The organism is Arthrobacter sp. 01T419 (assembly GCF_056398865.1).
The window spans coordinates 74932-101396 of the sequence record NZ_JBFTQF010000014.1; the positions used below are offsets into that span (position 1 = coordinate 74932).

23 protein-coding genes are annotated in these 26465 nt (G+C 63.7%); 10 read left to right on the forward strand and 13 right to left on the reverse strand.

What is annotated here, in order from left to right:
- Positions 1 to 219 precede the first annotated feature (219 nt).
- From AC1DLO_RS17870 to AC1DLO_RS17885, 4 genes are all read right to left on the reverse strand, one after another.
- The gene (locus AC1DLO_RS17870) at positions 220 to 561 is read right to left on the reverse strand and encodes a hypothetical protein (RefSeq protein WP_184741598.1); all 342 of its coding nucleotides are present in this window, start codon (positions 559 to 561) and stop codon (positions 220 to 222) included.
- Positions 562 to 663: 102 nt separating this feature from the next.
- A complete protein-coding gene (locus AC1DLO_RS17875; RefSeq protein WP_476914549.1) occupies positions 664 to 2325 on the reverse strand; it encodes an alkaline phosphatase family protein in 1662 nt (553 codons plus the stop codon).
- Positions 2326 to 2544: 219 nt separating this feature from the next.
- The gene (locus AC1DLO_RS17880) at positions 2545 to 3459 is read right to left on the reverse strand and encodes a carbon-nitrogen hydrolase family protein (RefSeq protein ID WP_476891018.1); all 915 of its coding nucleotides are present in this window, start codon (positions 3457 to 3459) and stop codon (positions 2545 to 2547) included.
- Positions 3460 to 5022: an APC family permease gene (locus tag AC1DLO_RS17885; RefSeq protein WP_476891019.1), complete on the reverse strand. Its 1563-nt coding sequence runs from the start codon at positions 5020 to 5022 to the stop codon at positions 3460 to 3462.
- Between the two features lie 107 nt (positions 5023 to 5129).
- Between AC1DLO_RS17885 and AC1DLO_RS17890 the strand changes: the two genes are divergently transcribed.
- Positions 5130 to 5843, forward strand: coding sequence for a TetR family transcriptional regulator C-terminal domain-containing protein (locus AC1DLO_RS17890; RefSeq protein WP_476891020.1), 714 nt, complete (start codon positions 5130 to 5132; stop codon positions 5841 to 5843).
- Here AC1DLO_RS17890 and AC1DLO_RS17895 read toward each other — a convergent pair.
- Entirely contained in the window at positions 5750 to 7921 is a 2172-nt protein-coding gene (locus tag AC1DLO_RS17895) for a transglycosylase domain-containing protein (RefSeq protein ID WP_476891021.1), read from the reverse strand. The genes AC1DLO_RS17890 and AC1DLO_RS17895 overlap by 94 nt on opposite strands.
- Before the next feature lie 206 nt (positions 7922 to 8127).
- Here AC1DLO_RS17895 and AC1DLO_RS17900 point away from each other — a divergent pair, with 206 nt between their 5' ends.
- The 4 genes from AC1DLO_RS17900 (at position 8128) to AC1DLO_RS17915 (ending at position 12009) form a co-directional block, all read left to right on the forward strand.
- Positions 8128 to 8400, forward strand: a complete 273-nt coding sequence (locus tag AC1DLO_RS17900; protein WP_260405093.1) for a hypothetical protein — start codon at positions 8128 to 8130, stop codon at positions 8398 to 8400.
- 102 nt (positions 8401 to 8502) lie between these two features.
- A complete protein-coding gene (locus AC1DLO_RS17905; protein ID WP_476891022.1) occupies positions 8503 to 9435 on the forward strand; it encodes a threonine/serine dehydratase in 933 nt (310 codons plus the stop codon).
- Between the two features lie 97 nt (positions 9436 to 9532).
- Positions 9533 to 10117, forward strand: coding sequence for an adenylate kinase (locus tag AC1DLO_RS17910; protein WP_476891023.1), 585 nt, complete (start codon positions 9533 to 9535; stop codon positions 10115 to 10117).
- 41 nt (positions 10118 to 10158) lie between these two features.
- On the forward strand, positions 10159 to 12009 hold the full coding sequence (locus AC1DLO_RS17915) for a glycoside hydrolase family 15 protein (protein WP_476891038.1): 1851 nt from the start codon (positions 10159 to 10161) through the stop codon (positions 12007 to 12009).
- Here AC1DLO_RS17915 and AC1DLO_RS17920 read toward each other — a convergent pair.
- Entirely contained in the window at positions 11989 to 14586 is a 2598-nt protein-coding gene (locus AC1DLO_RS17920; protein ID WP_476891024.1) for a bifunctional lysylphosphatidylglycerol flippase/synthetase MprF, read from the reverse strand. The genes AC1DLO_RS17915 and AC1DLO_RS17920 overlap by 21 nt on opposite strands.
- A 168-nt stretch (positions 14587 to 14754) precedes the next feature.
- Here AC1DLO_RS17920 and AC1DLO_RS17925 point away from each other — a divergent pair, with 168 nt between their 5' ends.
- Entirely contained in the window at positions 14755 to 15627 is an 873-nt protein-coding gene (locus tag AC1DLO_RS17925) for an NAD-dependent epimerase/dehydratase family protein (protein ID WP_476891025.1), read from the forward strand.
- A 23-nt stretch (positions 15628 to 15650) separates the two neighbouring features.
- Here the strand turns inward: AC1DLO_RS17925 and AC1DLO_RS17930 are convergent, their stop codons facing one another.
- A complete protein-coding gene (locus tag AC1DLO_RS17930) occupies positions 15651 to 15971 on the reverse strand; it encodes a pentapeptide repeat-containing protein (RefSeq protein WP_476891026.1) in 321 nt (106 codons plus the stop codon).
- On the opposite strand from AC1DLO_RS17930, the gene AC1DLO_RS17935 reads away from it, so the two are divergent.
- Positions 15970 to 16278 carry a hypothetical protein gene (locus AC1DLO_RS17935; RefSeq protein WP_476891027.1) on the forward strand — a complete coding sequence of 103 codons (309 nt, stop codon included), beginning with the start codon at positions 15970 to 15972 and terminating at the stop codon, positions 16276 to 16278. The genes AC1DLO_RS17930 and AC1DLO_RS17935 overlap by 2 nt on opposite strands.
- A gap of 111 nt (positions 16279 to 16389) precedes the next feature.
- Positions 16390 to 16635, forward strand: a complete 246-nt coding sequence (locus tag AC1DLO_RS17940) for a hypothetical protein (protein WP_184741607.1) — start codon at positions 16390 to 16392, stop codon at positions 16633 to 16635.
- Between the two features lie 131 nt (positions 16636 to 16766).
- Here the strand turns inward: AC1DLO_RS17940 and AC1DLO_RS17945 are convergent, their stop codons facing one another.
- Entirely contained in the window at positions 16767 to 18224 is a 1458-nt protein-coding gene (locus AC1DLO_RS17945) for an AAA family ATPase (RefSeq protein ID WP_476891028.1), read from the reverse strand.
- A 58-nt stretch (positions 18225 to 18282) separates the two neighbouring features.
- On the opposite strand from AC1DLO_RS17945, the gene AC1DLO_RS17950 reads away from it, so the two are divergent.
- Entirely contained in the window at positions 18283 to 18594 is a 312-nt protein-coding gene (locus tag AC1DLO_RS17950) for an MmcQ/YjbR family DNA-binding protein (protein WP_476891029.1), read from the forward strand.
- Positions 18595 to 18733: 139 nt separating this feature from the next.
- Here the strand turns inward: AC1DLO_RS17950 and AC1DLO_RS17955 are convergent, their stop codons facing one another.
- The 5 genes from AC1DLO_RS17955 to AC1DLO_RS17975 form a co-directional block, all read right to left on the reverse strand.
- Complete coding sequence (locus tag AC1DLO_RS17955; RefSeq protein ID WP_476914550.1) at positions 18734 to 19978, reverse strand: serine hydrolase domain-containing protein; 1245 nt, start codon at positions 19976 to 19978, stop codon at positions 18734 to 18736.
- Between the two features lie 201 nt (positions 19979 to 20179).
- A complete protein-coding gene (locus AC1DLO_RS17960) occupies positions 20180 to 20992 on the reverse strand; it encodes a bifunctional allantoicase/(S)-ureidoglycine aminohydrolase (RefSeq protein WP_476891031.1) in 813 nt (270 codons plus the stop codon).
- 10 nt (positions 20993 to 21002) lie between these two features.
- A complete protein-coding gene (locus AC1DLO_RS17965) occupies positions 21003 to 22271 on the reverse strand; it encodes a DUF6986 family protein (protein WP_476891032.1) in 1269 nt (422 codons plus the stop codon).
- A gap of 2 nt (positions 22272 to 22273) precedes the next feature.
- Positions 22274 to 23884, reverse strand: a complete 1611-nt coding sequence (aceB, locus tag AC1DLO_RS17970) for a malate synthase A (protein WP_476891033.1) — start codon at positions 23882 to 23884, stop codon at positions 22274 to 22276.
- Positions 23885 to 23898: 14 nt separating this feature from the next.
- Positions 23899 to 25311, reverse strand: coding sequence for an NAD-dependent malic enzyme (locus AC1DLO_RS17975; RefSeq protein ID WP_476891034.1), 1413 nt, complete (start codon positions 25309 to 25311; stop codon positions 23899 to 23901).
- 210 nt (positions 25312 to 25521) lie between these two features.
- On the opposite strand from AC1DLO_RS17975, the gene AC1DLO_RS17980 reads away from it, so the two are divergent.
- The gene (locus AC1DLO_RS17980; protein WP_059389461.1) at positions 25522 to 26277 is read left to right on the forward strand and encodes an IclR family transcriptional regulator; all 756 of its coding nucleotides are present in this window, start codon (positions 25522 to 25524) and stop codon (positions 26275 to 26277) included.
- Positions 26278 to 26465: the final 188 nt, after the last annotated feature.

Sequence of the window (26465 nt, forward strand, 5' to 3'; positions counted from 1 at the left end):
GGGAGAGCCCTGATCACGAGTCCGCTCTCGATTGACGTTTGCGAGGTGCTCCGGATCTGCCCGGCGAACGCGAGCAACCGCACGCCCTGTGGATCTCAGCCCGAGCGGAAGCCGCCTGCCGATCCTGAACGATGGCCGGAGACCCCAACGGGGCAGGCGGCAGCCTCCCGAGGGCTGGGCGTCCATGGCCAGCCCTCGGGTCCGGACTGCAAACTGCCCTTAGCTGCCGCAGTACTTGCTGTAGTTGGTGCCCGCGTTTTGGTAGTCGGCCTTCAGCGAGTTGAGCTTCGCGGAATCAGGGTTGTCCTTCGCGGACTCGTCCAGATAGTCCACGATTGCCTTCAGCGTGGGCTTCAGCTCATCAGAGGAAACGGCCACAATAGGGCGGATCTGGTTGGCGAACCGGATCATTCCGGTCTTGTCGGTGCTGTTCGTGGGGTTCGAGATGACGGTCTTGACCCGGCTGCACGTGTCCGCGGTGCTCAGCTGCTGCGGTGCGGAGCAGGCTGAAGCGGAGAGGAGGAGCCCGGCCGCGAGCAGGGTTGTGGTGATTTTCTTCATGGTTCCCTCAGTAGTTGCTGACGTTTGATTGTAAGCAGACCTCGCGTGGCGCCCAACGCGGGCCTAGCGGACGGACCCCTCCAGTGCTTGTTTTGTGCTGGATCAGCGCCTGGGGAGGGCCTTGGTTCCTTCGATTTGCACAGCTTGCAGCTTGTTCGGATCCAGGCCAAGCGTCTTGAGGATGGTTGGCGCAATCTGCGTTGTCTCCACAGCGCTGGTCACTGTCCGGGCATGTTGGTCATTGGCGCCGGAGATGACCAACGGCACGTCACGGTCGTCCGCGCTGGCTCCGCCATGTTCGGCGATCTTGGACTTGCCACCGGTGTAAACCACGCCGGTCTGGGCGATCCCCAGGATGTCCGGGTAACGGGCATCGCTGGTTTGGGTGCCGAAGTAGCCGGCAACCTCGCTGCCAGCGTAAACCTTGCCGAGCCCCGATGCGGTTACCGTCTTGGCAGCACCGTTGATATCGTTACCGGCTGCCGGGTGCGCTGCCAGGTAGTCCTTGGCGAACTGGGCTGCCGACTGCGAGTGGTCCGAGAGCCACAGCTGCATGATGTCGTCGTCGGTGGAGAACGCCACGAGGTCGGCGGCGCCGGGGCGGGCCGTCTTCCAAGCAGCATTCAGGCCGTCAATGATTGCGCTGTCGGGCACTCTAGTCAGGGTCGAGGAGTCCATGGGGGACTGTCCGTGCTTGGCCGAGAGGATCACGGTGGTGTCCTTTGCGTGGCCGGAAGCGGCCAGCCCGGCCTCGAACTTACCCACGGAGTCGTTGACGAAGTCCAGCGCCTTGCTCAAGAGCGGTCCGGGAACCGTGCCGCCCTGAAGGTAACCGCCGGCGAGGCCGTCCGACGTCGGGAGCTTCTGCGCCGTCGAGACGGACTGGAAGTTCATCCCGAAGACGGCCGGTACGGCGGCCGCCTTGGTGCCCGAATGGTCCTTGCCGCCGATTTCGTTGAGCACGGCCTGGACCTTGTAGCCGTCGTACTGCTGGGTCGCGGCGTTGTCCTTAGTCCAGTCGCCGCTAAAAGGAGCCGGGGCCATACTGTTGATTTCCGGGGTGAACAGGTCGTCCACGCCCTTGTCTGAAGGGCCGTTCAGGATTTCGTAGGCCGGATGCTTATCCGACCACGCCGTGGCCAAGCCGGCACTCTTCGCCACTTCGAAGACCGTGTTGACCTTCAAATACTGGTGCGGGTAGACCGGCTTGCAGCTCGCAGGGTCCACCGGGAGGGCGGCCGCGTCAAGGAGCGCGCCAGGCTGTCCTGTCATGTTCAGGATGCTGGCCGGAAGCCCGGGCAGGCCCTGGCCGGCGTCGAGAGCGTTCTGGTTCTTGTCCGCCGCCTCGGTGAACGCCACCTCGGCGCCGGGCGCGGTGTTCTTGCAATCCGTGGTGCCCGCCGGCAGCAGGGCCCTGTTGAACGTGTCGTCATAGTAGACGCCGGTGGTTCCGGGATTGCCACCAGTCAGCTGGCCAACCATGCCCGGGAAAGAATCCGATGGCACCGGAGTCTGGGCGTGGGTGTAGCTGGTGCCGTGATTGACGAGCGACGCAAGGGCCGACGTCGGGTGGTTCTTCACGTACAAATCAAGGTCCTTCTGGTGGAGGCCGTCCACCGAAAGCAACAGGACATGCTTCGAGGTTTCGCCCTGATCACCTCGGGAAGCATCGTTGGCCACCGCTGGCGCCACTACGGATCCGGCCATCAGCACGGCCCCTAAAACCGCTGCTGCGGCAAGCCCGTTTTTCTTTGCTGTCTTCATCAAATAAGACCCTTCGCTATTTGCGTTGCCTATCGACTGAAAGTGAGTCCCCGGTCGATTCTTGCCGCGCGGAAGGGTGCCCGTCCCGCCGTTTTGGCTTCACCGCTAAAACGTTCACGACAGGTTCAATCAGGAGAAGCCGAACTCTTCCGGAACTCACAGGAAAAACCGCGTACCCCCGGGGTGGCCGGGGGTACGCGGTTTGTGTGGCGAAGGTCGTTAGAAAGACTCTGAGGTGCTGAATTGGTTCCTTCGTGGATCGTCCATGCCAGAACTGCTCCACGAAGGCGGCTGGAAATGCGCTCCGCCGTACATGGGGTAGGACAGGATTCCTTCTTGCTCCTTGAGCTGCGCCCACGGCCTGTTGATGCCGAGTGTCCCGTAGCGCCGGACCTGAGTGACCCTGTCGAGGTCCAGGACGGCGAAGAGGATTTCTTCGCCTCCTTTAGCCTGCTGCATGATGGTGCCTTCCGGATCCACGATGACGCTTTCTCCCACAGCCGATGGATCAGCGCCGTTGACGTTGACCACGTAGACCTGGTTCGCGAAGGCGTTGGCTCGCGACATCACGATTTCCATTTCCCTGTCCCGGGTTGTGGTGAGGGTGGGCTGGATGATGACTTCTGCTCCGAGCCAAGCCAGCTGCCGGGAAACTTCCGGAAAGCTTCCGTCGAAGCAGATGGCGAGGCCCACCCGGCCCCGGTCGGGGATGTCGAAAGTCACGAACGAGTCGCCGGGTGTGGTGGTTTCGAACGGGCGCCAGGGAAAGAGTTTCCGGTATCGGGCAACGATCTCGCCTTCCGGGGAAACTGCGATTGCCGTGTTGTAGGTGTTTCCCCCGTCTGTCTCCAAGAGGGACCCGGGTACCAGCCAGACTCCCAGGCGGCGAGCCAAAGCGGAAATGCGATGGGTGAGTTGACTTGGGATGGGCCCGGCGGAACGCGTCTCGCCGTCCGGGTCCGCGATCAGGAATTCCCCGGGCGCCGCGAGCAGCAGTTCGGGTGCGACGATGACATCGACCTCAGGGCCGAGGTGCTTGGCGGTTTCGGCCTGCGCGGCAAACCGTTCCCAGGTTGCCTCCACGTCGTAGGGAACGGGCTTCGTCTGTATTGCCGCAATGGAAAGGACTCGCATTTATGCCTCGGTTTCGCTGCTGAGTATGGATTGCAATTCGCTTCGGGTGGAGAAAGTTCCCCTGGGGATCGTTTGTCCGGAAAAGTAGGCGCGGAGTTTGAGGCGGATCATCGCGATGACCAGGACACCCAGGGCGAGGGCGCCGATTCCGATCCAGAACACCGTTCCGATACCAAGCCAGGAGAGCCCGGCGTAGTCGGGAGACAACATGTCGATGGCGCTATAAACAAAAGCTCCCGCCATCAAGAGTGCGCCAAGGCCAGGGAGGATGCCCTTGAGCCAAAGGGAAGACGCTGAAGTGCGCATCTGGGGAGCAAAGTACACCACGCAGGCCAGTGCGGTTGCGGCGTAGTATGCGGCGATCATCAGGCCGACCGAAAGAATGGCCAGGCCGATGAAGTCGGAGCTGATCGATGCCAGTACTACCGTCACGGCAATGCTCAGCAAGGCCCACCACATGATTGATGTTGTGGGTGTCCGCCTTGCCGTGTGCATCTTCGTGGTGGAAATAGGCAGCGCACCGTAGCTTCCCATGCTGAGCCAGCCCCGAGGATTGCTGATCGCGACAGTCATGAGCGCCGCCAACGCTGACAGGCCGACGGCGAGGACGATCACCTGACCGAAGACGCCGCCGGTCGCGTGGGGGCCAAGGACTGAGAGGACGTCGGAGACGGTTGCGGGATCCGTGATGCCCGCGGTCCCCGCAAATCCGACGGCCGCCGTCGCGGTCACGACGTAGAAGAGAAGCAGGATCACGGTGGTGATGACTACTGCCCGGCCGGGTGTGCCTTTGCGGTCCGTGGTTTCTTCGTTGACCGCAATGAGCGCGTCCCAGCCCCAGTAGATGAAGAGGCACAGAATGACGCCGTGGACCAGGCCCGAGAGGTCACCCGAGGCAAAAGGATTGAACCATTCCAGCGCTGGCGGCACGGCGCCAGCCGCCGAAGTGCCAGCGGCCATGGCCGTGAAGGCTCCGACGCAGAAGCCGCCCAAGGCAATCAGTTGCAAGGCGATCAGCGCGTACTGAAGCCATGCGGATAGTTCAATTCCCCGGGCTGCCACAACGGCGCTCAGGGCAATCAGCCCGCACGCGATGGCGACGACGATTGCCGGCTGGGAGGCCGCCCAGCCCAGGCCCAGAAAGGTCAGGAGATACGTCGTGGCAACTTGGGCTAGGGCCGCGCTGGCGATGAAAGTGGCGACCTGCGGTACCCAGCCACCGAAAAACCAGCCGGCCCATGGCCCGAATACGCGTGAGATCCACACGAAGACTCCACCGCAATCGGGCATTTCCCGGTTGAGGTCCCGGAACGCGAAGGCCGTGAACAAGATGGGCAGGAACCCCAGGAGGAACGCCGCGGGCGTGCTCGTCCCTACAGCCAGGACAACGAAGCCGAGGGTTACGGCAAGGCTGTAGGCCGGGGCAACCGCGGCGAGCCCCAAGGCCACGGTCGGGCCGATACCGATCGATCCGGCTTTCAGTCCTTTTGTGGCGACTGACGGAGAGGTGAGGGGTGGAGCTGCGAGGGGTGGAGCGGTGGGAGGGGGAAGGTGATGTGACATGGCGACTCCTCATCGAATCAAAATTATTTGAATCACATTCAAATTTGAATGCCATTCAATACTCGATTAGGCTGGTTGTCAATAGGCATCGAAGCGGGGGGATGGCAATGGCAGGTCTCAGCAAAAGGGAAGTGCGCCGTCGGGAGATTGTGGCAGCGGCGCAAGCTGTCGCCGCCCGGGATGGCGCGGAAGGCGCAACGCTCCGCGCAATAGCGGCGGAGGCGGGCATGGCCGCCAATGCCGTCTTGTACTACTACGGAAGCCTCGCCGAGATCACCGCGGCTGCCGTCAAGGCCTCTTCCGACCGCCTGCTTGCGAAACTGGCGGAGGCTGTCAGCGCCGATATGAGCCCCACTGTCCGGCTTGCCGCAGTTATTCGCGCAGGCGCCACCGCAGGGCTGGATGACGATGTTTCCCGGATACTCTACGAATACTGGCCCCACTCACTCAGGGACGCGGAGCACTGGCGGATCCAGGAGGAACTCACGAGCGCCCAGCAGCAGATTTACGAAAGGGTCATTGCCGAGGGCGTGCAGGCCGGTGAGTTCTTTCCAGTACTTTCTCCGGCGAAGATCGCGCGTGCCCTCGTGGCCCAGGAAGACGGCCTGGTCATGGACGTCCTTGCCGGCATCGCCAGCAAAGACTATGTGCTCGACTTGATCGCGAGCGTCGCGGCGGCGCTCTTAGGCGTCGACAGGGACACGCTCCCGATCAGGAGTTCTGGAATTCACGGGGAGGGCGTCGGCGGTGTCCCTATCATGGACGGGGGCGGGGCCGGGAAGGCTGCGGCCGGGTATAAACCGCCAACCTGGGTCATGTAGTTCGCCCATTGCGGTCCGGCCAGCATGTAGCCGTCGACGGCGGTGTAGAACTTGCCGTTGATGGTCACGTTCTGGCCCGCTCGGCTCTGTCCCGCCATGGTGTCACCAAAGAATGACGCTGTGGAGAGCCCTGTGGTGTACCCGACTACCCAGGTGGAGCCGTTGCTATTGTTCGTTCCCGTTTTTGCTGCCGTCGGGAACAAGGCCTGGACTTTGGGTTCAATGTAGATGCCCGAGCCATGTTTGAGGACGTCCTGGAGGACCGCGTTGACGCCTCGGGCAACCTCGGGTTTGATCGCCGCGTGGCAGGAACTTGCCTGGGCAGGCAGCCTCCCGCCGGACGGATCCGTCACGCTCACAATGGCGATCGGCGCGCAGTACTTGCCGTCATTGGCGAACGTGGCAAAAGCGTTGGCCAGCACAAGGGGAGCTACTTCGGTGCCGCCGAGGAGGTTGCCCAGCTGGTGCATGTTCACTGGCGCGTTGTCCACGCCGCTGTGGAGACCTACGGCATCCACCACTCTCTGGATACCGCAAAAGTCCAGTTGCGTTGCCTCAGCGAAGGTGGCGGTGTTGATGGAGTTGTAGAGCCCGTAGTTGACGGGCATCGGGCGGTAATATCCCTCATCGTTGTTGCGGAGGTCGTCCGCTGTGCCCAGGCCGGCGATCTTCTGGGCCGTGCTGTAGCCACCCAACACCTTGCCGCAACTGTCCCTCCAAGGGAATCCGAGCGGATAAACCCTGCGCGAGGCATCCACCACCGTCGTCATGGATTTGCCCTCGTTGAGCCACTCCGTGAAAGTGAACGGCTTCATGGCGGAACCAGGCTGGAACCCTCCGGCTCCGTTCAGGTCGTTACCGTTCGCGTCTTTGGCATCGACGTTGAAGTTGAGTTGGGTATCGAATTTTCCGGGCGCCGGAAGGAATACCGTGTTCTGCGCCATGGCCAGGATTTTGCCCGAGCCGGGCTGCACCGTGACCAAGGAGGCACCCCATTTGTCCGGGTTCGCCCCGGCCGTTGCATCGACCTGCTGCTGTGCCACTGCCTGCAACCGGCTGTCCAGCGTGGTGGTGATCGTCAAGCCGCCGCTGTACAGAAGCTTTTCCCGGTCCGTGAGGGTGGCACCGTAGGCCGGGTCGTTGAGGATGAGGTGGGAGATGTAGTCGCAGAAGTACACAGCCATGTCGGCGGCGGCGCAGCCTTGCTTCCCAGGTGTAATGGCGAGTTTGAGGGGAGTAGCGACGGCGGCCGCATAGGCAGCCTGCTGGATCTTGCCCTGAGCGAGCATGTCGGACAGCACAAGGTTGCGGCGCTGGATGGAGTTGTCCGGATGGACGGAGGGGTCGAAGTAGCTGGGGCTGTTGACAAGGCCGGCGAGCAGGGCGGCCTGGGGAAGGCTGAGGTCTTTGGCGGAGACGCTGAAGAAGTGCCGTGCCGCGGCTTCGATGCCGTACGCGTCCCGGTTGAAGAACACGATATTGAGGTAACCCTCCAGGATCTGGTCCTTCGTGAACTTCTTCTCGAGTTCGACGGCGAGTTTCATTTCGCGCACTTTGTCGCCGATGGTCTTTTGGCCGCTTAGCACCACCGCTCCGGTCTGACCTGCTGCCAAGCGGGACTCGTTGAGCACATTGGTGACGTACTGCTGGGTCAGGGTGGACGCGCCCTCATTGGTGCCCTTGGTGAGGTTGGACGCTATTGCCCGGAGAATCCCTTGGGGGTCGATGCCGCCGTGCTCGTAAAAACGGCTGTCCTCGACGGCAACAATCGCTTCCTTGATGTAAGGCGACATCTGGGCGAGGCTCACCCTCACACGGTTTTCCGCATAGAAGGTGGCGATGGTCTTTCCGTCGGAACTGAGAACCTTGGTGGACTGGGACGGCGCATTGACCACCAGATCACCCGGAAGGTTGTCGAAATACTCGATCGAACCGCTCACTGCCATGCCGGCCGAAGCCACCCCGGGGACCACCAGACCAGCGGCAAGTACCCCGCAAATGGCACTCACCACGAAGAATCCGAAGACCCTCCACAGGGTCGCGGACACACCAGTTTTCGGGTTGTTCTTCAACGCCATGTTTCCAGCTATCAACCGTGCGTGATTCAAGATTACGCCGCTATTCCATGCGGCAACTAGGCCTCAAGATCCGTGGCGACACGGGCAACACGGTTATGTTGGTCACTTCCCCCGCGTGCTGGCGGGAATCGGTGTTTTGCCGGATGCATACTGATGATGTTCGGGTGCGTGATGGGAAGGCAGGCGGTCAGCCGGTGGAGACTTTGATGGCTGTTGTGAGGAGCGAGTATTTTCCGGCGGGAGCGGTGCTCGTGGGCGTGGTTTTGTTCTGGACAATCGGCGTTCTGGGCGGTTTGTCCTGGTTGAACGGAGGGCAGCCGCCCCTGGCCATCCTCACGTGGATGATCTTCATCTATGCAGTGGTGGTGCTTTCTCCCCTCGCCGGCATCTGGGCCGCAGTGGATCTTGCCCGCCGCTGGTGGCGGAACCGCCAGACGCGCCAGCAGCAACTCGGAACGGCCGACGTCGAGTCCCTCTAGTCCCCACGGCCAGGGAACCCTGGCGGCGTGGACCCACGCTGTAGGCGATAGCCTGAGGCTAGCACCTGCCAACGATCGGACCGCACGGAACGAGGACTTCCCATGATCACACGCGTTGACGTCGATGAAGCGGCTGCCCGGATCGCTGGGAGGATCAGGCGTACACCGGTTTTCGAGGCGGATGCGGGGACCGTGCCCGGGCACTTGTGGTTCAAATGCGAGTTCATGCAACACACGGGCACGTTCAAGGCGAGGGGTGCCTTCAACCGCGTCCTGGCCAGCCGGGAACGCGGCGAGCTCAAGGACGAGGTGGGAATCGTCGTCGCTTCAGGAGGCAATGCCGGGCTGGCGAATGCCTATGCCGCAGCCCAGCTTGGTGTACCTGCAACAGTTTTTGTCCCCGAGACCGCACCGGCGGTGAAGGTCAAGAAACTCAAGGCGAGCGGCGCTACCGTGGTCCAGCGTGGAACCGAGTATGCGGAAGCATTCGAAGCCGCATTGGCCTATGCCGCGGAGACCGGCGCCGTGTACTGCCACGCCTACGACCAGGCCGAAATCGCCGCCGGGGCGGGCACCGTGGGTTCGGAACTTCTGGAACAGCTAGGTGAAGTAGACACCATTGTGGTGGCCGTTGGCGGCGGCGGGCTCATGGCGGGAATCGCAGCCGCCGTCGAAGGACACGCCCGGGTTGTCGGCGTCGAGCCGGACAATGCTCCTACCCTCTATTCGGCCCTGGCTGTGGGAGCACCCGTTGACGTTGCAGTCTCCGGGATCGCCGCGGATTCACTGGGCGCCCGGCAGATCGGCCGGATCGGTTTCGAGGTGGCCGTCCGGACGGGCGTCCGTACGGTCCTGGTGTCCGACGACGACATCGCCGCGGCGCGCTCGTTGCTTTGGGAGCAGTACAGGATCGTCGTGGAACACGGGGCAGCCGCCGCTTTCGCGGCACTGAACTCGGGAGCTTACGTCCCTGCGGAAGGGGAACGCGTGGCTGTGATCCTTTGCGGTGCCAACACCGACCCCTCCACAGTCTGAAGAAGCCTGCCGCGGCCCTGCCGCGAGCGTTCCGGAGTTGCTAAGCTCTAGGCCAAATGCCAGGGCACGCAAAACCGCTTCACGAACGGACAGTGACATGACGCGATTGATCATCATGGGCCCTCCTGGCTCGGGCAAGGGTACCCAGGCTGAATACATCGCCAGGCATTTCGGTATTCCTGCGATTTCCACCGGAGATATTTTCCGTGCCCACGTGGGAGGCCAGACCGAGCTCGGCGCAGAAGCCCGCAAGTACATGGACAGCGGCGAATTCGTTCCGGATCACGTCACCAATGCCATGGTCCAGCAGCGGCTTGACAGGACCGACGTCCGGTCAGGGTTCCTCCTGGACGGTTACCCTCGCACCACGGCGCAAATAGAGGCACTCGATGGCATCCTGGCCGGCAACCAGCAGCGGCTTGACGCGGTGGTCGAGCTGACAGTCGACGACGACGAACTGGTGGAGCGAATGCTTCGCAGGGCGCAAGAGCAGGGCCGCAGCGATGACACGGCGCCGGTGATCCGCCGTCGGCTGGAGCTCTACCGGGATGAGACGCAGGCCGTGGTTGCGCGGTACTCCGAGCGCGGCATTGTGCTCGCCGTGGATGGTTCCGGCCAACGGGAAGAGATCACGGCCAAGGCCATTGCCGCCATTGAATCAGTGCTAGGGAAGGGATTGTGAACGGTCAACCGAATACCGGCCAAAGGATCGAAGACTATGCGATGATCGGGGACCTGCATACGGCAGCCCTGGTCAGCACAGCAGGCTCGATCGACTGGCTGTGCCTTCCACGTTTCGATTCGCCCGCGTGCTTCGCCGCCCTCTTGGATTCCCCCAGGGCAGGGCGCTGGCTTCTGGCGCCTGAATCCGAGGGCATCTGCACGCGCCGCCAGTACCGGGACGGGACTCTGATCCTGGAAACGGAGTGGGAAACCGAGGAAGGGCACGTGCGGGTCGTCGACTTCATGCCGCCGCGCGACGCCGTCGCGGACATCGTGCGGGTGGTTGAAGGGATCCGCGGGACGGTCAAGATGCGCGGGGAGCTGATCCTGAGGTTCGACTATGGACACGTAGTGCCCTGGGTGCGCCGTGACAGGCACGGCCTCCGCGCGGTCGCCGGTCCGGACTCCGTCTACCTCAAGACCCCGGCGCCGTTGATAGGCAAGGACTTCACCACGGTCAGCGAGTTCACGGTGAACGCCGGCGACCACATCCCCTTCGTCCTGACTTGGGCGCCCAGTCACGAACGGCGGCCACGCACGGTCGAGGCAGACATCGCGCTTGAGGACACCGCAGCATTCTGGACCGATTGGTCCAAGCGTTGCACCGTCCGGGGGCCTTACCGGAAGGCCGTTCAGCGTTCCTTGATCACGCTGAAGGCCCTCACCTATGCGCCTACCGGGGGCATTGTTGCCGCTGCCACCACCTCGCTGCCCGAACAGATCGGCGGACCGCGGAACTGGGACTACCGATATTGCTGGCTGCGTGATGCCACGTTGACCCTTCAAGCTTTCCTGGCCGCAGGCTATACCGAGGAGGCCAGCGCGTGGCGGGACTGGCTCTTGCGCGCAGTGGCCGGCGACCCGGCCGATCTCCAGATCATGTACAGCTTGCACGGGCGCCGGCGATTGCCCGAGACCGAACTGACGTGGCTTGCGGGATACCAGGGTTCGAGGCCGGTGCGAATCGGGAATGCGGCAGCCGAGCAGCTCCAGTTGGACGTCTGGGGAGAGGTCCTGGACTGCCTGTCCTTGACCCGGGCATCGTTGATGACCATCGGGGATGAGTCCTGGGCTATCCAGACCGCCTTGATGCGCCACCTTGAGAGCACCTGGGACAAGCCCGACAACGGACTTTGGGAAGTACGCGGCCCACGGCGCCACTTCGTGCACTCGAAAGTGATGGCCTGGGTTGCGGCTGACCGGATGGTCCGGGGAATCCGTGAATCCGGGATGCCCGGTCCGCTAGATCGCTGGGAGGCTTTGCGGGACACCATCCATGACGAAGTCATGACCCACGGATTCGACACGGATCGCAATACCTTCGTCCAGTCCTACGGGAGCAAGGAGTTGGACGCGAGCCTTCTCCTCATCCCCAAAGTGGGCTTCTTGCCGCATGACGATCCGCGCGTGATCGGCACTATTGACGCCATCCAGCGTGAGCTGACGGAAGACGGTTTTGTGCTGCGCTACCGTCCGCAAGAGAGCGACGACGGACTGCCGGGTGGGGAGGGCGTCTTCCTTGCGTGTTCCTTCTGGATGGTGGACGCGCTCTTGGGGGCGGGACGCCGCTCGGAGGCGACTGCCCTCTTCGAGAGGCTCCTGGGCCTGCGCAATGATGTGGGCCTGCTGAGCGAAGAATGGGACGCACATGCGGGCCGCCAACTTGGTAATATGCCCCAGGCCTTCAGCCATTTCGGCTTGGTGCTCAGCGCCTTGCAACTGCACCACGGCAAAGCGCACCGCAGCAATGCCCCGATCGGGGGCGCACCGCCGTCGGGATCCTCGGCAGGGTCCGCGGAAGCGTCGTCCCCACAGACGTCGACGGCGGCCTCAGGGGCGGCGTCGACCTGACGTTCGGGGGCGTTGGGGCCAGCGAAAGATCCGGCCTGCCAGGGCCAGCCCAGCTCCGAGGTTGATCGTTGGCAGGTAGGCCCGTGCGACGGCGGTTCCAACGGCAGGCAAGGAAGCGGCGTCCGGGTAGAGCATGTAGAGGGGTTCGTACCTGGGCTGAAACTTTGCCTTGAAGGCCAAGAGGGACCTGAACCCGTACACCGGTTCCAAGGTCGCTCCCAACCAATCGAGCAAGCGGTCAAGGCTACCCGGAGGCCGGGATGGTGGCTTTGGCCGTGGTACTTCGGAAGGATCCTCGGCGATCCGCGCGAGGGGTGCTCCAGAGAGACTGAGGAATTCGCATCCTTCATCCTTGAGGCTGAGTGCCGCAGAGGCGATGAGGAATTCGACGCTGGCACGGAAACCGTCGCTGCGGCGCCGCATGAAATCGAGGGTCCAGCCCACGATGTGTCCGTTGCGGTACACAGGTAACCAAGACGTGACCGCGTGAACGGTGTGGCGCTGGTCGATTGCGAGCAAGCAGCGTACGTCCGGGTCATCGAGCTCGTCCAGGCTGCCCAGGGTAAACCCCATCTCGGGCATGTTCCTGTCCGCTACCCATTCTTCGGAGATTTCCTCGATCTGGAACTGGACGGAGAAAGGAGCAGAGGCAAAGCTCGTCCACTCATAGCGGATGCCTTCCTTCGCGGCACTGTTCAGGGCTGTGCGGATGTCCTGGAACTTCTTTCCCTTGAAGGAAATCGAATGCAACGGCAGGACTGTTTCCTGGGCTACCTGGGCAGAGCTCCAACCGGAAGAATCCGCGTGGTCGCGTAGTTCCTGCGGCACCGAGTAGAAACACGGCGTCCACCCATTGCCCCTGCAGTGGCGGGCGAATTCAGCGAAGGCGGCGCCCATCTCGGATGCAGGTCCCACCGGGCCACCAAGCGTGAGCGCAACTCCCGCGCTGACCCGGTATGCGACAAAGGAATCCCCTGAAGCGGAGAACCAATACATGTTTCCCGGCCAGGTGGTCATCCAGGCCAGCGAGCTGCCTTCCGACGTCTTGATGATCTTCCGCGCACGCTCGGTGCTGGCGTCGTGCCGGGTATGGGCCTGGTGGAGGAACGTCTTGAATATCAGGACACCCGCAACCGCCCAAAAGAGGACTCCGACGCCTTCGTAGACGAGGACGGCGGCTGTTCCCTCGGGGAAGAAGGCCGGAGGCACGTCCAGGACGAAGCCCAGCGGAAGGAAGCGGTCGGGGACATCCGCCAGTAGATCCGGCAAGCTTGGAACAGGGGAGAACTCCTGAGCGAGGAGGAGCCCTGCACCGACGTAGACCACACTGAGCACAGCTGCCATGACAAGGACTTGGACGGCAAGGCGCTTGTAGGTTCCAGCCGGCGCCGTGACCTGGAACAGCCGCCGGGTCGCGAGCAGGACAATGGTCAGTGCAAGAGGCAGAAGGAGCGGCAGGGCCAATGTGAGCGGCTGCGAGGAGCCTGAACCTTCGATCGCGGCGATCCCCTCGCTTGCCCCGGTGTCAGAGGCAGTTTGCTGCAGGACTCCGGCGATGGCAATTCCGGCCAGGACGGACAGGCCTACCTGGATCAGCAGGGTCCCCACCCATGCGAATCGCCGCCCGCGACGAAGTCCATCCGCGAGCAACAGGAGGAGGAAGGACGGGAGGATGGCCATGAAGATCCCGCCGGCGCCGGCGCGCAACTGCAGCTGGGCGACCGCGCAGTCCTTCACCTGCGCGGGAGCCGCGCAGAGGGCCTGGAGCGCTTGGGGGTCTACCGGCTGGATGTTGGTGAACAGAAAGCGCAGGATGGACAGCGGCCCCACGGCATGCGGGATGAGGCCAGCGACCACCGGTCCGATCGCCGAGGCGGCAATGAGCAGCGAAAGAAGTACCCGGCCCTCGTGCCGGGTACTCACCAGGCGCCCGAATCGCGGCCGACGTCCCAACAACAGTGGGCCGAGAACCGTGCCTACCCCTGCGGCGCCGAGCCTCACGAGATCCGCGAACCCTCCGCTGTACAGGGCCAGGAGGAGCAGCAGGGCGAAGGCGGCCAGCCGGATACGGCGCCTCCACAGTGTTGCCATGGATGCGGTCCCTGCCATGGCCGTGCCGATGATGAAAGCGCTAGGACCCATGAAGAGGTGGCTGCCCATCTCTTCCGTCCAGCTTCCCAGCAAGCCCTGTGCAATGGCCAGGAATCCGAGGGAAACCCCAACGCCCAGAATCTGGCTGGAGACGGCAGCGATTGCGTACGCGCGCCATCCCATTCGCCGCTCCAAAGGCACCCCGAGCAGCAGGACCAGGACCGTTCCAAGCACGTATTCCGGCAGGTCCCTGGCCCAGAAGGCCGAAGCCAAGACGGCCCACCAGTGATCCGGAAAAGAGTGCGGCGTCGCCGCGACCTGGAGCCGCAATTGCGCATTCGGTCCCGTGGCCAGGCTCGACGTCAGCGCGCCCAATCCCCAGAAAACGACGACAAAACCGAAGGTGAGCTGTGCGGAGCGCAGTCTTCCAGTCCACGATCGCCGCAATTGGGCGTCCGAGAGGGACCGGGTTCCCGGCTCGTGCACGGGGTTCCTTTCAACGCGCCAGAAGGATTGGGGGGCGAAATGAAATTCTTCCACACCGGCCGACCAACGAGGATAGCCCACCTCGCCGTGACCTTTCCCTTCCCGATCCAATAGACTCCGGCGTAGGCAAGCTGTAGGGCTGTTTCATCCATCCAGAGGAGTCCTTTCATGAGAATCGCGGTAACCGGAGGAAGCGGAAAACTGGGCAAGAGCGTGGTCCGCAGGCTGACGGCCGACGGCCACGAGGTCATGAACCTGGACCGGGCCGGCGGGAGGGACCGCGGCACGGTCACAGTGGACCTCCGGAATTACGGGCAGGTTGTGGACGTGATCCTTGGCCTGGACGACCGGCACAAAGGATTCGACGCGATCGTCCACCTCGGAGCAATCCCGGCACCGGGACTGCTTCCGGACGCCGCAACTTTCGAAAACAACATGCTCTCCACCTACAACGTCTTCCAGGCCGCGAGGAGGGCTGGGATCAAGAAGATCGTTTACGCGTCCAGCGAGACAGTGCTGGGGCTGCCATTCGACATCGATCCTCCCTACATCCCCGTAGATGAAAAATATCCGGCACGGCCGGAAAGCACCTATTCCCTGGTGAAGCACCTCGAAGAACAAATGGCTACCGAACTCACGCGCTGGGATCCCCAGCTGAGCATTGTGGCCCTGAGGTTCTCCAACGTGATGGACCCCGAGGACTACGAAGCCTTCCCATCGTTTGACGCTGACGCCAAGCTTCGAAAGTGGAATCTCTGGGCATACATCGACGGGCGCGACGGCGCACAGGCAGTGGCGCGCGCTTTGGAGAACGGCAAGCCCGGTTTCGAGGCGTTCATCATTGCCGCGTCGGACACGGTCATGGGCCGTTCAAGCGCCAGCCTGGCCGCCGAAGTTTTCCCGCAGGTCAACGTGGCCAAGGACTTGGGAGAACACGAAACCATGCTGTCCATCGACAAGGCCAGGCGCCTCCTGGGTTTCACCCCGGAGCATAGTTGGCGGGACTACCACTCGAACCGGACCACGCCCACGGAAGACTGAGCCGGGCCGGAGGCCCAGCCGTTTCAGGCTGCGGGCGAAGCCCAGTGCCGCGGAACGCTGACGGAACCCGGAAGACGCGTGCTGGCGTCGCCCTTTGCTGCGTTGACTTGCGGTTGGGTGAGGAAGAGACTCGTTGACAGATCCGCGCCGCGCAGATCGGCGTCGCGCAAGTCCGCTCCGATCAGGTCCGCCAAACGCAAATCCGCCTGCCGCAGATCCGCGGCGATCAGGTACGCGCCGCGCAGGTTGGCCCCGTGCAGGTCGGCGCCCTTGAGCTTGGCGCCTATCAAATCCGCACCCGTCAGTTCCTGCAACGGCCGCACGACCGCGAACGCACTGAACATGCTGGAAGCGGTATCGGGTTCCGCACGCCAGCTGGCCTCCGAACGTGTGCTGGGAGACCTTCTGCCCGGCCCCGAAGCATTCGAAAACCGTGCATCCCTTCCAGCCGTCGTTGCGCAGATTCGTGTGGATGCCGCAGCGGAAGTCGTCCCGCAGATTGCTGCACGGTGTTCCGCCGTCCTTGCTGCTCGCAAAATCCGTCGATGCCTGGAACGGCAGGGCGACGCAGCACGGCCTGAAGCAGCTGCCGCAATCAGCTTTCAATTCGTCCAAATCCACTTGAGCAATCTACCGTCACGAGGCGGCTGACCGTCGCAGGGCCCGACGACGGCGGCAGGCGGCCGCCGCCGTCGGGCTCCACGGCACGAAGCAGCAGACGGGGGTCTGGCAGAACTCGCTGCACCGGAGAACAATTGATTCATGGTCAGCTATTCAGCCCTTGAAGAAGCGTCCAGCAAGAATCCGCATGACTGGGGCCGGGCGATGGCAACGGCGATGACAAAGCTCCTGGATGCGGCTCGCATTGATGGACGGCATTTTGAACATGAGTTCCTCTATGGCGAGGAACTGCGCATGAGGATCGACGAGAACAACGACGGAGCCACGGTCAAGCTCACGTGGACACCGACGGACGAGGTGCCCCAGCGGGAGGAGCCCCCGTCCTGAGTGTTCGTGTCGCCGGTTCGGCTCGGGGAATCGGTTGGTGTGAACCTGTGCCGCTGTGAACCTGGGCCGCTGGGTAGCGGCGCAGGTTCCTTTGCCGTGGCGAGCTTTCCCGTGGAAACCCGGCGCCGTCCTCAGGCTCCGGGACCGGGGAACGGTCCGGCGTGTGGGCCGGGAAAGCTGCCCGGCCCGGGGCCTCGGCCGTCGCCGCCGTGGCCGCCGTTGCTTCCGAGGAGGCTCCGCGTCAGGGCTTCGCCATCGGCCATCAACTGTTCCACTGCGAAGCCCAGGTGCGCGTCGCCGGGAGTCTTGTCCGCGAGCGCTGCCGCGACCACCGCGCGTCGGATCAGTTCCTTGGCGAACGACGCCGTGGTGCCGGCAGTGCGGCCTGCTGCGGTTTCGATCGACGAGGGGGAGAACGGGAGCCCGTTCGAATACAGCCGCAGCAGTTCCATCCGTTCATGTTTGGAAGGAAGCGGTATTTCCACCGCCAGATCCACCCGTCCGGGCCGTTGGGCGAGGGCACGCTCCAACAGATCCACGCGATTGGTGGTCAGCACGAACGCGACGTCGGAGTCGTTGTCCAGCCCATCCATGGCGTCAAGCACCTCGAAAAGCAGTGGTTTGGGCCCATGTCCGAAGCTGCGGTCCTCAGCGATCAGATCGCAGTCCTCCAGCACCACGATGGACGGCGCCAACGCCCGGGCGATCTTGGCCGCCTCCGAAATCCTGGCGAGTGAACCGCCGGACAGGAGCACCGCCGTCGTACCCTCGCTCTGACTCAGCAGGTAACGGACAGTGTGTGTTTTGCCAGTACCCGGGGGCCCGTAGAGCAGGAGGCCGCGCTTGAGGTGCTGTCCGTGGGCCACAAGAATGTCCGCTTGCCGGGCAATGCCAAGGGTGTGGCCCTCCACCTTGTCGAGGAGACCGTCAGGAAGGACCACATCGCTGCCGGTGAGTTCCGGACGCCTGACAAAGGTCACTCCACTGATACTGGGCCCATAGTCGCTGACGGCGAGGGCGATGATCTGGCCTTTGAAAACGCTTTGGTGTTCCATTTCTCGCCGTACCTCGGCCAAAAGACCGGAAGCGACAGCGGGGTGGGTGGCCAGGACTTCCAATGAGGCAAATTGCCGGCCGCGGTCAATTTTGGCCCCGCGCTGGAGTACCGCCGCGGGTGAACCGGCATAGCTGAAGAGCCAGAGGCCAAGCGCCACGGCCTGGCGCTGTTGGTCCGGGCCGGTGGCCAAGTTGGAATAGTCCGGTTGGGCGAGCGGAAAGCGCGGGTAGCCACGGGATTGCTGCAGCATGTCGCTGAAGGACATGTGGTGGCGCTGATCGCCGCCGCCGATGCCCACCAACCGATAGTCCGGATCGCGGCTGGCCAACCCCTCCATGACGATGTCCACATCGACCAAGCGATGCGGCGGAATCTCCTCCGTTACCACCGAAAGTTCATGGGCCGGTACGCCAAGGTGCCCGGTCAACGCCTGCAGAAGCTGCTCGCCGCCGTCGACGTGGTCCAAACCAGACTGGGCCAAGCGCGTCAGGGTTCCGAAATCTTCGATGAATTTCCCCAATTTTTCATCCATGGTCAGACCCTAGCAGGAGGGGCATTGCCTGGTCAGGGGGCAGGTGCCACAGTAGGCCATGGCTACAGAGGAAGATGTCCGCCAGATCTGCCGCGGACTCCCGGGGGTTAGCGAGCGGCCCAGCTGGGGCCAACCGGCGTGGTTCGGCAAAACCCTCATGGCCCGGATATGGGAAGACGGCGTCCTCACCGTGAAAACCGGGGAGCGCGAAGCGCTCGCAGGAACTGACCCCGGCACCTACTTCTGGACGCCCCACCACGAACGGTCCCCGAATCTCGTGCTGGTCCGCCTGGAGAGGATCGACGTCGAGGAACTGAACGAGCTGCTGCAGGAGTCGTACCGGATTGCCGGCGGCGGAACGCCCGGCTGAGCGGCCGGCTGAGCGGCCGGCAGAGCGCCCGGCTGAGCGGCCGGCTGAGCGCCCGGCTGAGCGCCCGGCGGAGCGGCCGGCCAGGTTGGAAGGGCTTGGTTGGGCTGGGTTTGGGTTGGGCCGGGTTGAGCGACCCTGTTCAGCAGAATCCGTCCAGCGTAGTGATGGCAAGATTCCGGAGCTTCACGGATACCGGCTGGGTGAGGCCGGCGACCACAGCGTCGTCCCCTGCCCCTGCGTCAGGTGGGTGGGCGACCCCCACGCTCAACTGGCGGGAGCCGTCCGCGCTGCTGACGCTGATGCCGCCGAAGCCCAGCGTGGATCCGCCGTGGCCGTAGTAGAAGCCGTTGGTGCACTCGTCATTCCAACGCTGCAGGCCAAGGCCGTAGTTCGCCCCGTTGATGGTCTCCATCTCCTTCAAGGCGGACGGCCCTATTAAGCGCCCCCGCATGAGTGCTGCGTAGAACGAGTTCACGTCCCCAACGCTTGAGATGACTCCGGCGCCGGCCGAGCCAAGCTGTAGCTCCGGTTCCGTCACGTCCAAGCGCTCGCCGTCCACTGTGGAATAGCTGTGGATCAGGGCAGGCTCCGAACGGTCCGGGGCGGCCAGGCTTGTGCGGCTCAGCCCCAAGGGGTCGAAGATGTCCGCGGCAAGGACGTCGCCGATCGAGTGGTTGCGGTACCTCTGGATGATCAAGGCAAGTGCGGCGTAGTTTGCGTCCGAATAGGTGAACTGCGGGGCGAGCCGTCCCACCCACGGCACCGTGCCTGCCAGCCGCAGGATGTCCTCCGGGCTGAAGCGGGTGTTAATGGCCTGCTTCAACGGCTGTGACTCCAGCATGGGCCCCGTCGGGTCGGCCAAACCCGAGGTGTGGTTCAACAGGGACCGCACCGTGACGGCGTCGCTTGTGTGCACAAAGCTGTTGAATTCCGGGAGGTGCTTCGAAACGGGGTCATCGAGGCCGATTGTTCCTTCTTCCACCAGTTTGAGGAGGGAAACCGAGACCATGGACTTGGTGATTCCTCCGGCCGGTATCCGATCCGTGACTTCGGCGGGATGGTGCGCGTCCAGGGTCCGTACTCCGTAGCTCTTGGCCCACCTGTCGCCCCGGATTTTGACCTCGACGACTACAGCCGTGGCGCCTTGGCCGATCATGGCTTGTGCGAAGAACTCCAACCCGGGCACATCTATCGCCGCCGTTCCTGTGGGCGCTGCGACGGTTTCGGATTCGGACGTGGGAGGGTACGTGCAGGCCCCTGTGGCCAGGGTCAATGCCAGGACTGAGGCCACTAGGAATCTTGCGATCGGGGAGGTGGCCCGTGTCCGGGGAACCCTGGAAACGCGGGATGTTCTGGACGTCCGGGACGCCCGCGCAGCCTTCATGGCTGCCTCCTGAAGCTACGCTGCAGGGCAACGGCCGGGCGCCTTTGCCCCCGTAGTTTCGATCGTCCTCTTCGGAGGTGAGGGGGTCAACGCTGAAAACGCGGGTGCGGCCCAAACCCAACTGACTCGCAGTAGTTGTCGTTATGAGCGCTCATGACGACGTTAACTGCGAGTCAGTTGGGGTAGCCGGAAGGCGAACCCCTAGGTCAGCTTGATCTGCCGGTTCATGTCCTTGTAAAGCAAGTAACGGAACTGGCCCGGGCCGCCGGCATAGCAGGCCTGCGGGCAGAAGGCGCGGAGCCACATGAAGTCGCCGGCTTCAACCTCCACCCAGTCGTTGTTGAGCAGGTACATGGCTTTGCCCTCAAGCACGTAGAGGCCGTGCTCCATGACGTGGGTCTCCGGGAACGGGATGACCCCGCCCGGCTGGAACGTGACAATGTTCACCTGCATGTCGTGGGCCAGGTCGTTGGAATCCGTGAAGCGGGTGGTTTTCCAGGCGCCGTCGGTGTCCGGCATCGCAGTGGGTTCCACCTCGGCATCACTCGTGACGAAGGACTTCGCCTCGTAACCCTCAAGCCGTTCGTAGGCCTTGCGGATCCATTGGAAGGAAACGATGTCATCAGAGACGTTTTCCAGGCCCCAGGAGGCGCCGGCGGCCAGGTAGGCATAACCGCCTTCCTCAAGCTGGTGAAGTTCGCCGTCGAGGGTCAGGTTGACCTTGCCCTTGGTCACGAAGACAACGCCTTCAACGCCTTCCTCGAACTCGGCCTTGGGAGCGCCGCCTCCCGGGCCGATCTCCACGATGAGCTGGGAGAACGTGGTGGCAAACCCGGAGATCGGGCGGGCCAGGATCCAGGAACGGGTGTTGGAGAAACCCGGCAGGGTGCTGGTCACGATGTCGGTCATGACACCCTTGGGGATCACGGTGTAGGCCTCGGTGACGATGGCCCGTTCCGTGGTGAGGTGGGTCTGGGGCGGCAGCCCGCCCTGGGGGTAGTAGTACTTTCCCATCATTGGATCCTTACTTGGAGGTGGATTGTGCCAGCCGGGGATGCGCCAGTGCAGTCAGCCGGGGGAGTTCGACGCCGGCAAGCGCCAGCACTTCTTCGGAACCTACCGCTCCGCATTGGACGCCCCGGAGGACGAAAGCGGCGAGGGCCCGGGCGGTGGCGGGTTCGTCCATGACGCCGCCTTCGGTACGTTCCACGTAGTTGCGGAGGCGGGCCGCGGCGGCGGGCAGGCCTTCGCGGTAGAAGGCATACGTTGCCGCGAAACGGCTGGGCAGTTGGGCGGCGTGCAGGTCCCACCCCTGGTAGTAGCCGCGTTCGAGCGAGCGGCGGACCAGCCGGCCGTGCAGCTTCCACGCATTTTCCACGTTGTCGCCCACCGGGATGATGTTGGTGGAGCCATCGGAGAGCCGGATCCCCGTGCCCGCAACGGCCAACTGCATGACTTCCTTGGCGAAATCCGCCACCGGGTGCTCCATGGACTGGTACTCCGCGGAGATCTGCAGCGAAGCGGAGTAGTCGTAGGTGCCGTAGTGCAGTGCGCTGATGCGGCCCGGAACTGCGTGTGGAAGCTGGGCCACGGGGGAAGTTCCCTCCGGGCCGAGAATCAGCTGGGGTGTTTCCACTTGCACTTCAAAACGGAGGCGGCCTGCCGGAAGGGAGTGGATCTCTTCCAGTCGGGAGACCGCGAAGTCCATTGCCTTTACTTGGGCCACCGTGGTGACCTTCGGCACGGTCAGGATGAGGCCGTCGGGCAGTTCTCCGGCGGAGGCCAAAGTGGAGACGAACAGGTCCAGGGTCTTCAGGCCCCGTGCCCGTGTAGGGGCCTCGAAGCATTTGAACCTGATGCCGATGAACGGCGGAGCCGAACCCGCGGCAACCGCTTCGCTGACAGCCTGGGCCGCAGCCACCGCTGCGACATCTTCTGCTTCGTCACCGCGGTCGCCGTAGCCGTCCTCGAAGTCGAGGCGCAAATCCTCGATCGGCTCGCCGCGCAGCTTGTCGGCCACGCGGGTGGCGACGGCGGCAGCCAGATCGGACTCCTGCCCCAGCAGCGTACCGAGCCTTTCGAGACCGCCGTGGGCCTCCGCCGTCGTGATCGCCTGGGCGCCCCATTCAGCGGAGAGCGACGGCGTGAAACGGTCCGCAGGGACGTACACCGTGTGCACGGGCTGGCGGGTGCCGTCGTCGCCGGGGTAGTTGCGCTCAAGCAACTGGTCGGTAGCGGCGAGCTGGGAATCGATCGCGGCGAGATCCGCCGCAGAGAATGAGGAAGCTGTCATTCCTACACCAGCTCGTAGGCGGGAGTGGTGAGGAAGTCCGTGTAGTCCTCGGACAGACAGATGTCCGCGATCAGGCGGCTCGCCGGCTCGTAAAACTTCTCGAAGGACTCGGCGTCAACTTCGCCGCGCAGTCGATCGGTCTCTTCGCCCAGGATCTTGGTCACCAGTTCGCGGGTAACCGTGTTGCCGGTGTCGGCCAGGACGGACTTGTTGCGGATCTGCTGCCACACCTGGGAACGGGAGATTTCCGCGGTGGCGGCGTCTTCCATGAGGTTGTGGATCGCGACGGCGCCGCTGCCGGAGAGCCATACGGCGGTGTACGCGACGGCGACGTAGAGGTTCAGGCGAAGCCCGGCTTCGGTCACCTGGCCACCGGCGGAGGAAATATCCAGCAGCTGCTCGGCAGTCACGGAGACCTCCGGGCGCTGCTTGTCCAACTGGTTGGGCTTGCCGCCGTTTGCCGGATCGCCCAGTACGGAGTCGAAGACTTCGCGGCAGGTGGAAACGAGGTCCGGATGGGCCACCCAGGAACCGTCGAAACCGTCGTTGGCCTCGCGGGTCTTGTCAGCACGGACCTTCTCGAAGGCCTGGGCCGTGACTTCGGGCTCGCGGCGGTTCGGGATGACGGCTGCCATGCCGCCCATGGCGAAGGCGCCGCGCTTGTGGCAGGTCTTGACCAGCAGTTCCGTGTAGGCGCGCATGAAGGGGGCCGTCATGACCACGGACGCGCGGTCCGGCAGGATGAAGGACTCGCCGGCGTCGCGGAAGTACTTCACGATGCTGAAGAGGTAGTCCCAACGGCCGGCGTTCAGGCCGGAAGCGTGGTCGCGCAGTTCGTAGAGGAACTCGTCCATTTCGAACGCGGCCGGGATGGTCTCGATCAGCATGGTGGCGCGGATGCTGCCCTGTGGGATGCCGAGGAAGTCCTGGGCGAAAACGAAGACGTCGTTCCACAGGCGGGCCTCGAGGTGGCTTTCCATCTTGGGCAGGTAGTAGTACGGGCCCTGACCGTTGAGCAGGAGCTGCTTTGCGACGTGGAAGAAGTGCAGGCCGAAGTCCACCAGCGCGCCCACGGTGGGTTCGCCGTCGAGCAGCAAGTGCCGTTCGTCCATGTGCCAGCCGCGGGGGCGTGCGACGACGACGGCGAGCGGCGCGTCCGTGCGGAGCCGGTACTCCTTGCCCTCCGGCGAGGTGTAGCTCAGGGTGCCCTGGGCGGCGTCGCGAAGGTTGAGGATCGCGTCGATGACGTTCGCCCACGTGGGGGTGCTGGCGTCCTCGAGGTCGGCGAGCCACACCTTGGCTCCGGAGTTCAGCGCATTGATGGCCATCTTGGCGGGAGAGGCAGGGCCGGTCATCTCGACCCGGCGGTCCTGCAACGCTGCGGGTGCTTCGGCAACCTTCCAGTCGCCGTCGCGGATGTCTTGCGTTTCCGGGAGGAAATCGAGCCGGCCGGTGCGGGCCACTTCTTCACGCTTGGCGACGCGGGCCGCCAAGAGTTCGGTGCGGGTGCCCGCGAAGCGGCGGTGCAATTCCTCCACGAAGGCCAACGCCTTGGGAGTCAGGATCTCCTCGGCACGTTCGATCGGCCGGGGGTCTGTGACAGTGAGAGCCATGGGGTGGTCCTTTCCTAGAGAGCGCTAGCGGCCTTGGCAGCTGCCGCGGAATGTGCGGCGTTTGCCACGGCTGCGGCGACGTCGGCGGCAACGTGAGGATCGAAGACGCTGGGGATAATGTAACTCGCATTCAGTTCATCATCCGCGACCCTGTTGGCGATAGCCTCGGCGGCGGCCACCAGCATCTCCGGGATGATGTCCGATGCTCCGGCGTCGAGCAGTCCGCGGAAGAAGCCCGGGAAAGCCAGCACATTGTTGATCTGGTTGGGGAAGTCGCTCCGACCAGTGGCTACCACTGCGGCGTGCCTGGATGCAACAACGGGGTCGATTTCCGGGGTCGGGTTGGCCATGGCGAAGACGATCGCGTTGTCGGCCATCGATGCCACCTGCTCTTCGCCGATCACGTGTGGAGCGCTGACGCCGATGAACACGTCGGCACCCTTGAGGGCTTCGTGCAGCGTGCCGGAGAAGCCTGCCTCGTTGGTGTTCGCGGCAATCCAGGAACGGTGCTCGTCGTCGTACTTTTCGCCCGAGTGGATGGCACCGGAACGGCCGGCCGCGACGATGTGCTGCGCGCCCTGGGCCTTGAGGAGCTGGATAATGGCAGATCCCGCAGCGCCGACGCCGGAGACCACGATCTTGACCTCGGAGAGCTTCTTGTCCACTACGCGCAATGCGTTGACGAGGGCCGCCAGGGTGACGATTGCCGTGCCGTGCTGATCGTCGTGGAAGACCGGGATGTCCAGTTCGTCGCGGAGCCGCTTCTCGATTTCGAAGCAGCGCGGGGCGGCGATGTCTTCGAGGTTGATGCCGCCGTAGACCGGGGCCATGGCTTTGGCGATCATGATGATTTCCTCGGTGTCCTGGGTGTCCAGGCAGACCGGCCAGGCGTCGACGTTGGCGAACTGCTTGAACAGCGCGGCCTTGCCTTCCATGACAGGCAGGGCTGCGGCCGGGCCGATGTTGCCCAGGCCCAGGACCGCCGAACCGTCGGTGAGGACGGCGATGGTGTTGCGCTTGACCGTCAGGTTGCGGGCGGCAGCCGGGTCCTCCGCGATGGCGAGACAGACGCGTGCGACGCCGGGGGTGTAGGCACGAGAAAGGTCGTCGCGGTTGCGCAGGGCCACCTTGGGGACCACCTCGAGCTTGCCGCCCAGGTGCATGAGGAAGGTGCGGTCCGAGACATGCTGGACCGTGACGCCGTCGAGCGCGTTGAGGGCGTCCTTGACGCGGTTGGCGTGGTCTTCGTCCGTGGTGTTGCAGGTGACGTCCACAACCAGGGTGTCGTGGTGGGACTCGGTCACATCCAGTGCGGTGACGGCTGCACCGGCGGCGGCGACGGCCGCGGCCAGCTCGCTCGTGGCAGTGAAGCTCGACGGCGCGGCGACGCGCAGGGTGATCGAATTTCCGGGGCTCGGGTTCGCCATTGAATTTCCTCCTCGTACAGGCCCTTAGTGGGCCTCCGCTCAAACCGAATGTTTTCGTATTATGGATATTATTATCTACAAAGTGGAAACACAAGCCCTGATTGATGGGCAAGCATTCCGGCGTCGCGTGCTGTATCTTGAGTGTTCTAAGCAATTCTTTTCACGATGCGGATAAGAGTTGTCGGATTCCGAGCCATAGGAGACAACGGAATGGCTGAAAAGCCCTCGGGAGGCGTGCAGTCCGTCGAGCGCGTCTTCGAACTGCTGGAACTCATCACCGACGCCGGCGGAGACGTCACGTTGAGCGAACTGTCATCGTCGACAGACTTGCCGCTCCCCACCATCCACCGCTTGCTGCGCACCTTGGTGTCCCTCGGCTACATCCGGCAACTGCCCAATCGTCGCTACGCACTGGGCCCCCGGCTCATCCGGCTTGGCGAAGGCGCCAACAAGCAGCTCGGCGCCCTGGCCCGTCCCCAGCTGAAATCCCTCGTTGACCGGCTCGGCGAAACCTCCAACATGGCGGTGCTGGATTCCGACATGGTCATCTACGTTGCACAGGTTCCGTCCCTGCACTCCATGCGCATGTTCACCGAGGTCGGCCGACGCGCCCACACGCACGACACCGGCGTGGGCAAGGCAATCCTGGCCCAGCTGGATGATGAGGTGGTCCGCGGCATCGTGGCCCGCACGGGCATGCCCACGCCCACGGCCAAGAGCATCGGGGACATCGATTCACTCCTCGCCGATTTGAACCGGATTCGCGAACGTGGCTACTCGATCGATGAGGAAGAGCAGGAGATCGGCGTCCGTTGCTTCGCGATGGCCGTCCCGAACGCCCCGACGCCCACGGCTATTTCCGTTTCCGGCCCGGTGTCCCGCGTGGACCAGCACTTTGCCGACCGTGCCGTGCCGCTCCTCCGCGAAGCCGCCCTCGCGATTTCCGCCGAGCTGAACCAGAACTAACCCGTCTCGACCCTCGCTCACCTTTGTTGGGTTTCCGGTGGGGGGACTGTCTGAATAACGGTGTGTGAGGTCCGGCCTGATCCGAAAGGAGACGGCCGTGTCAGAGTCCACGACCGCAATGACAGGGGTGATGATCGATCCTGTGACGGGAGAGATCATCGATCAGAAGGAGCTTGCGGAGCGGTTGC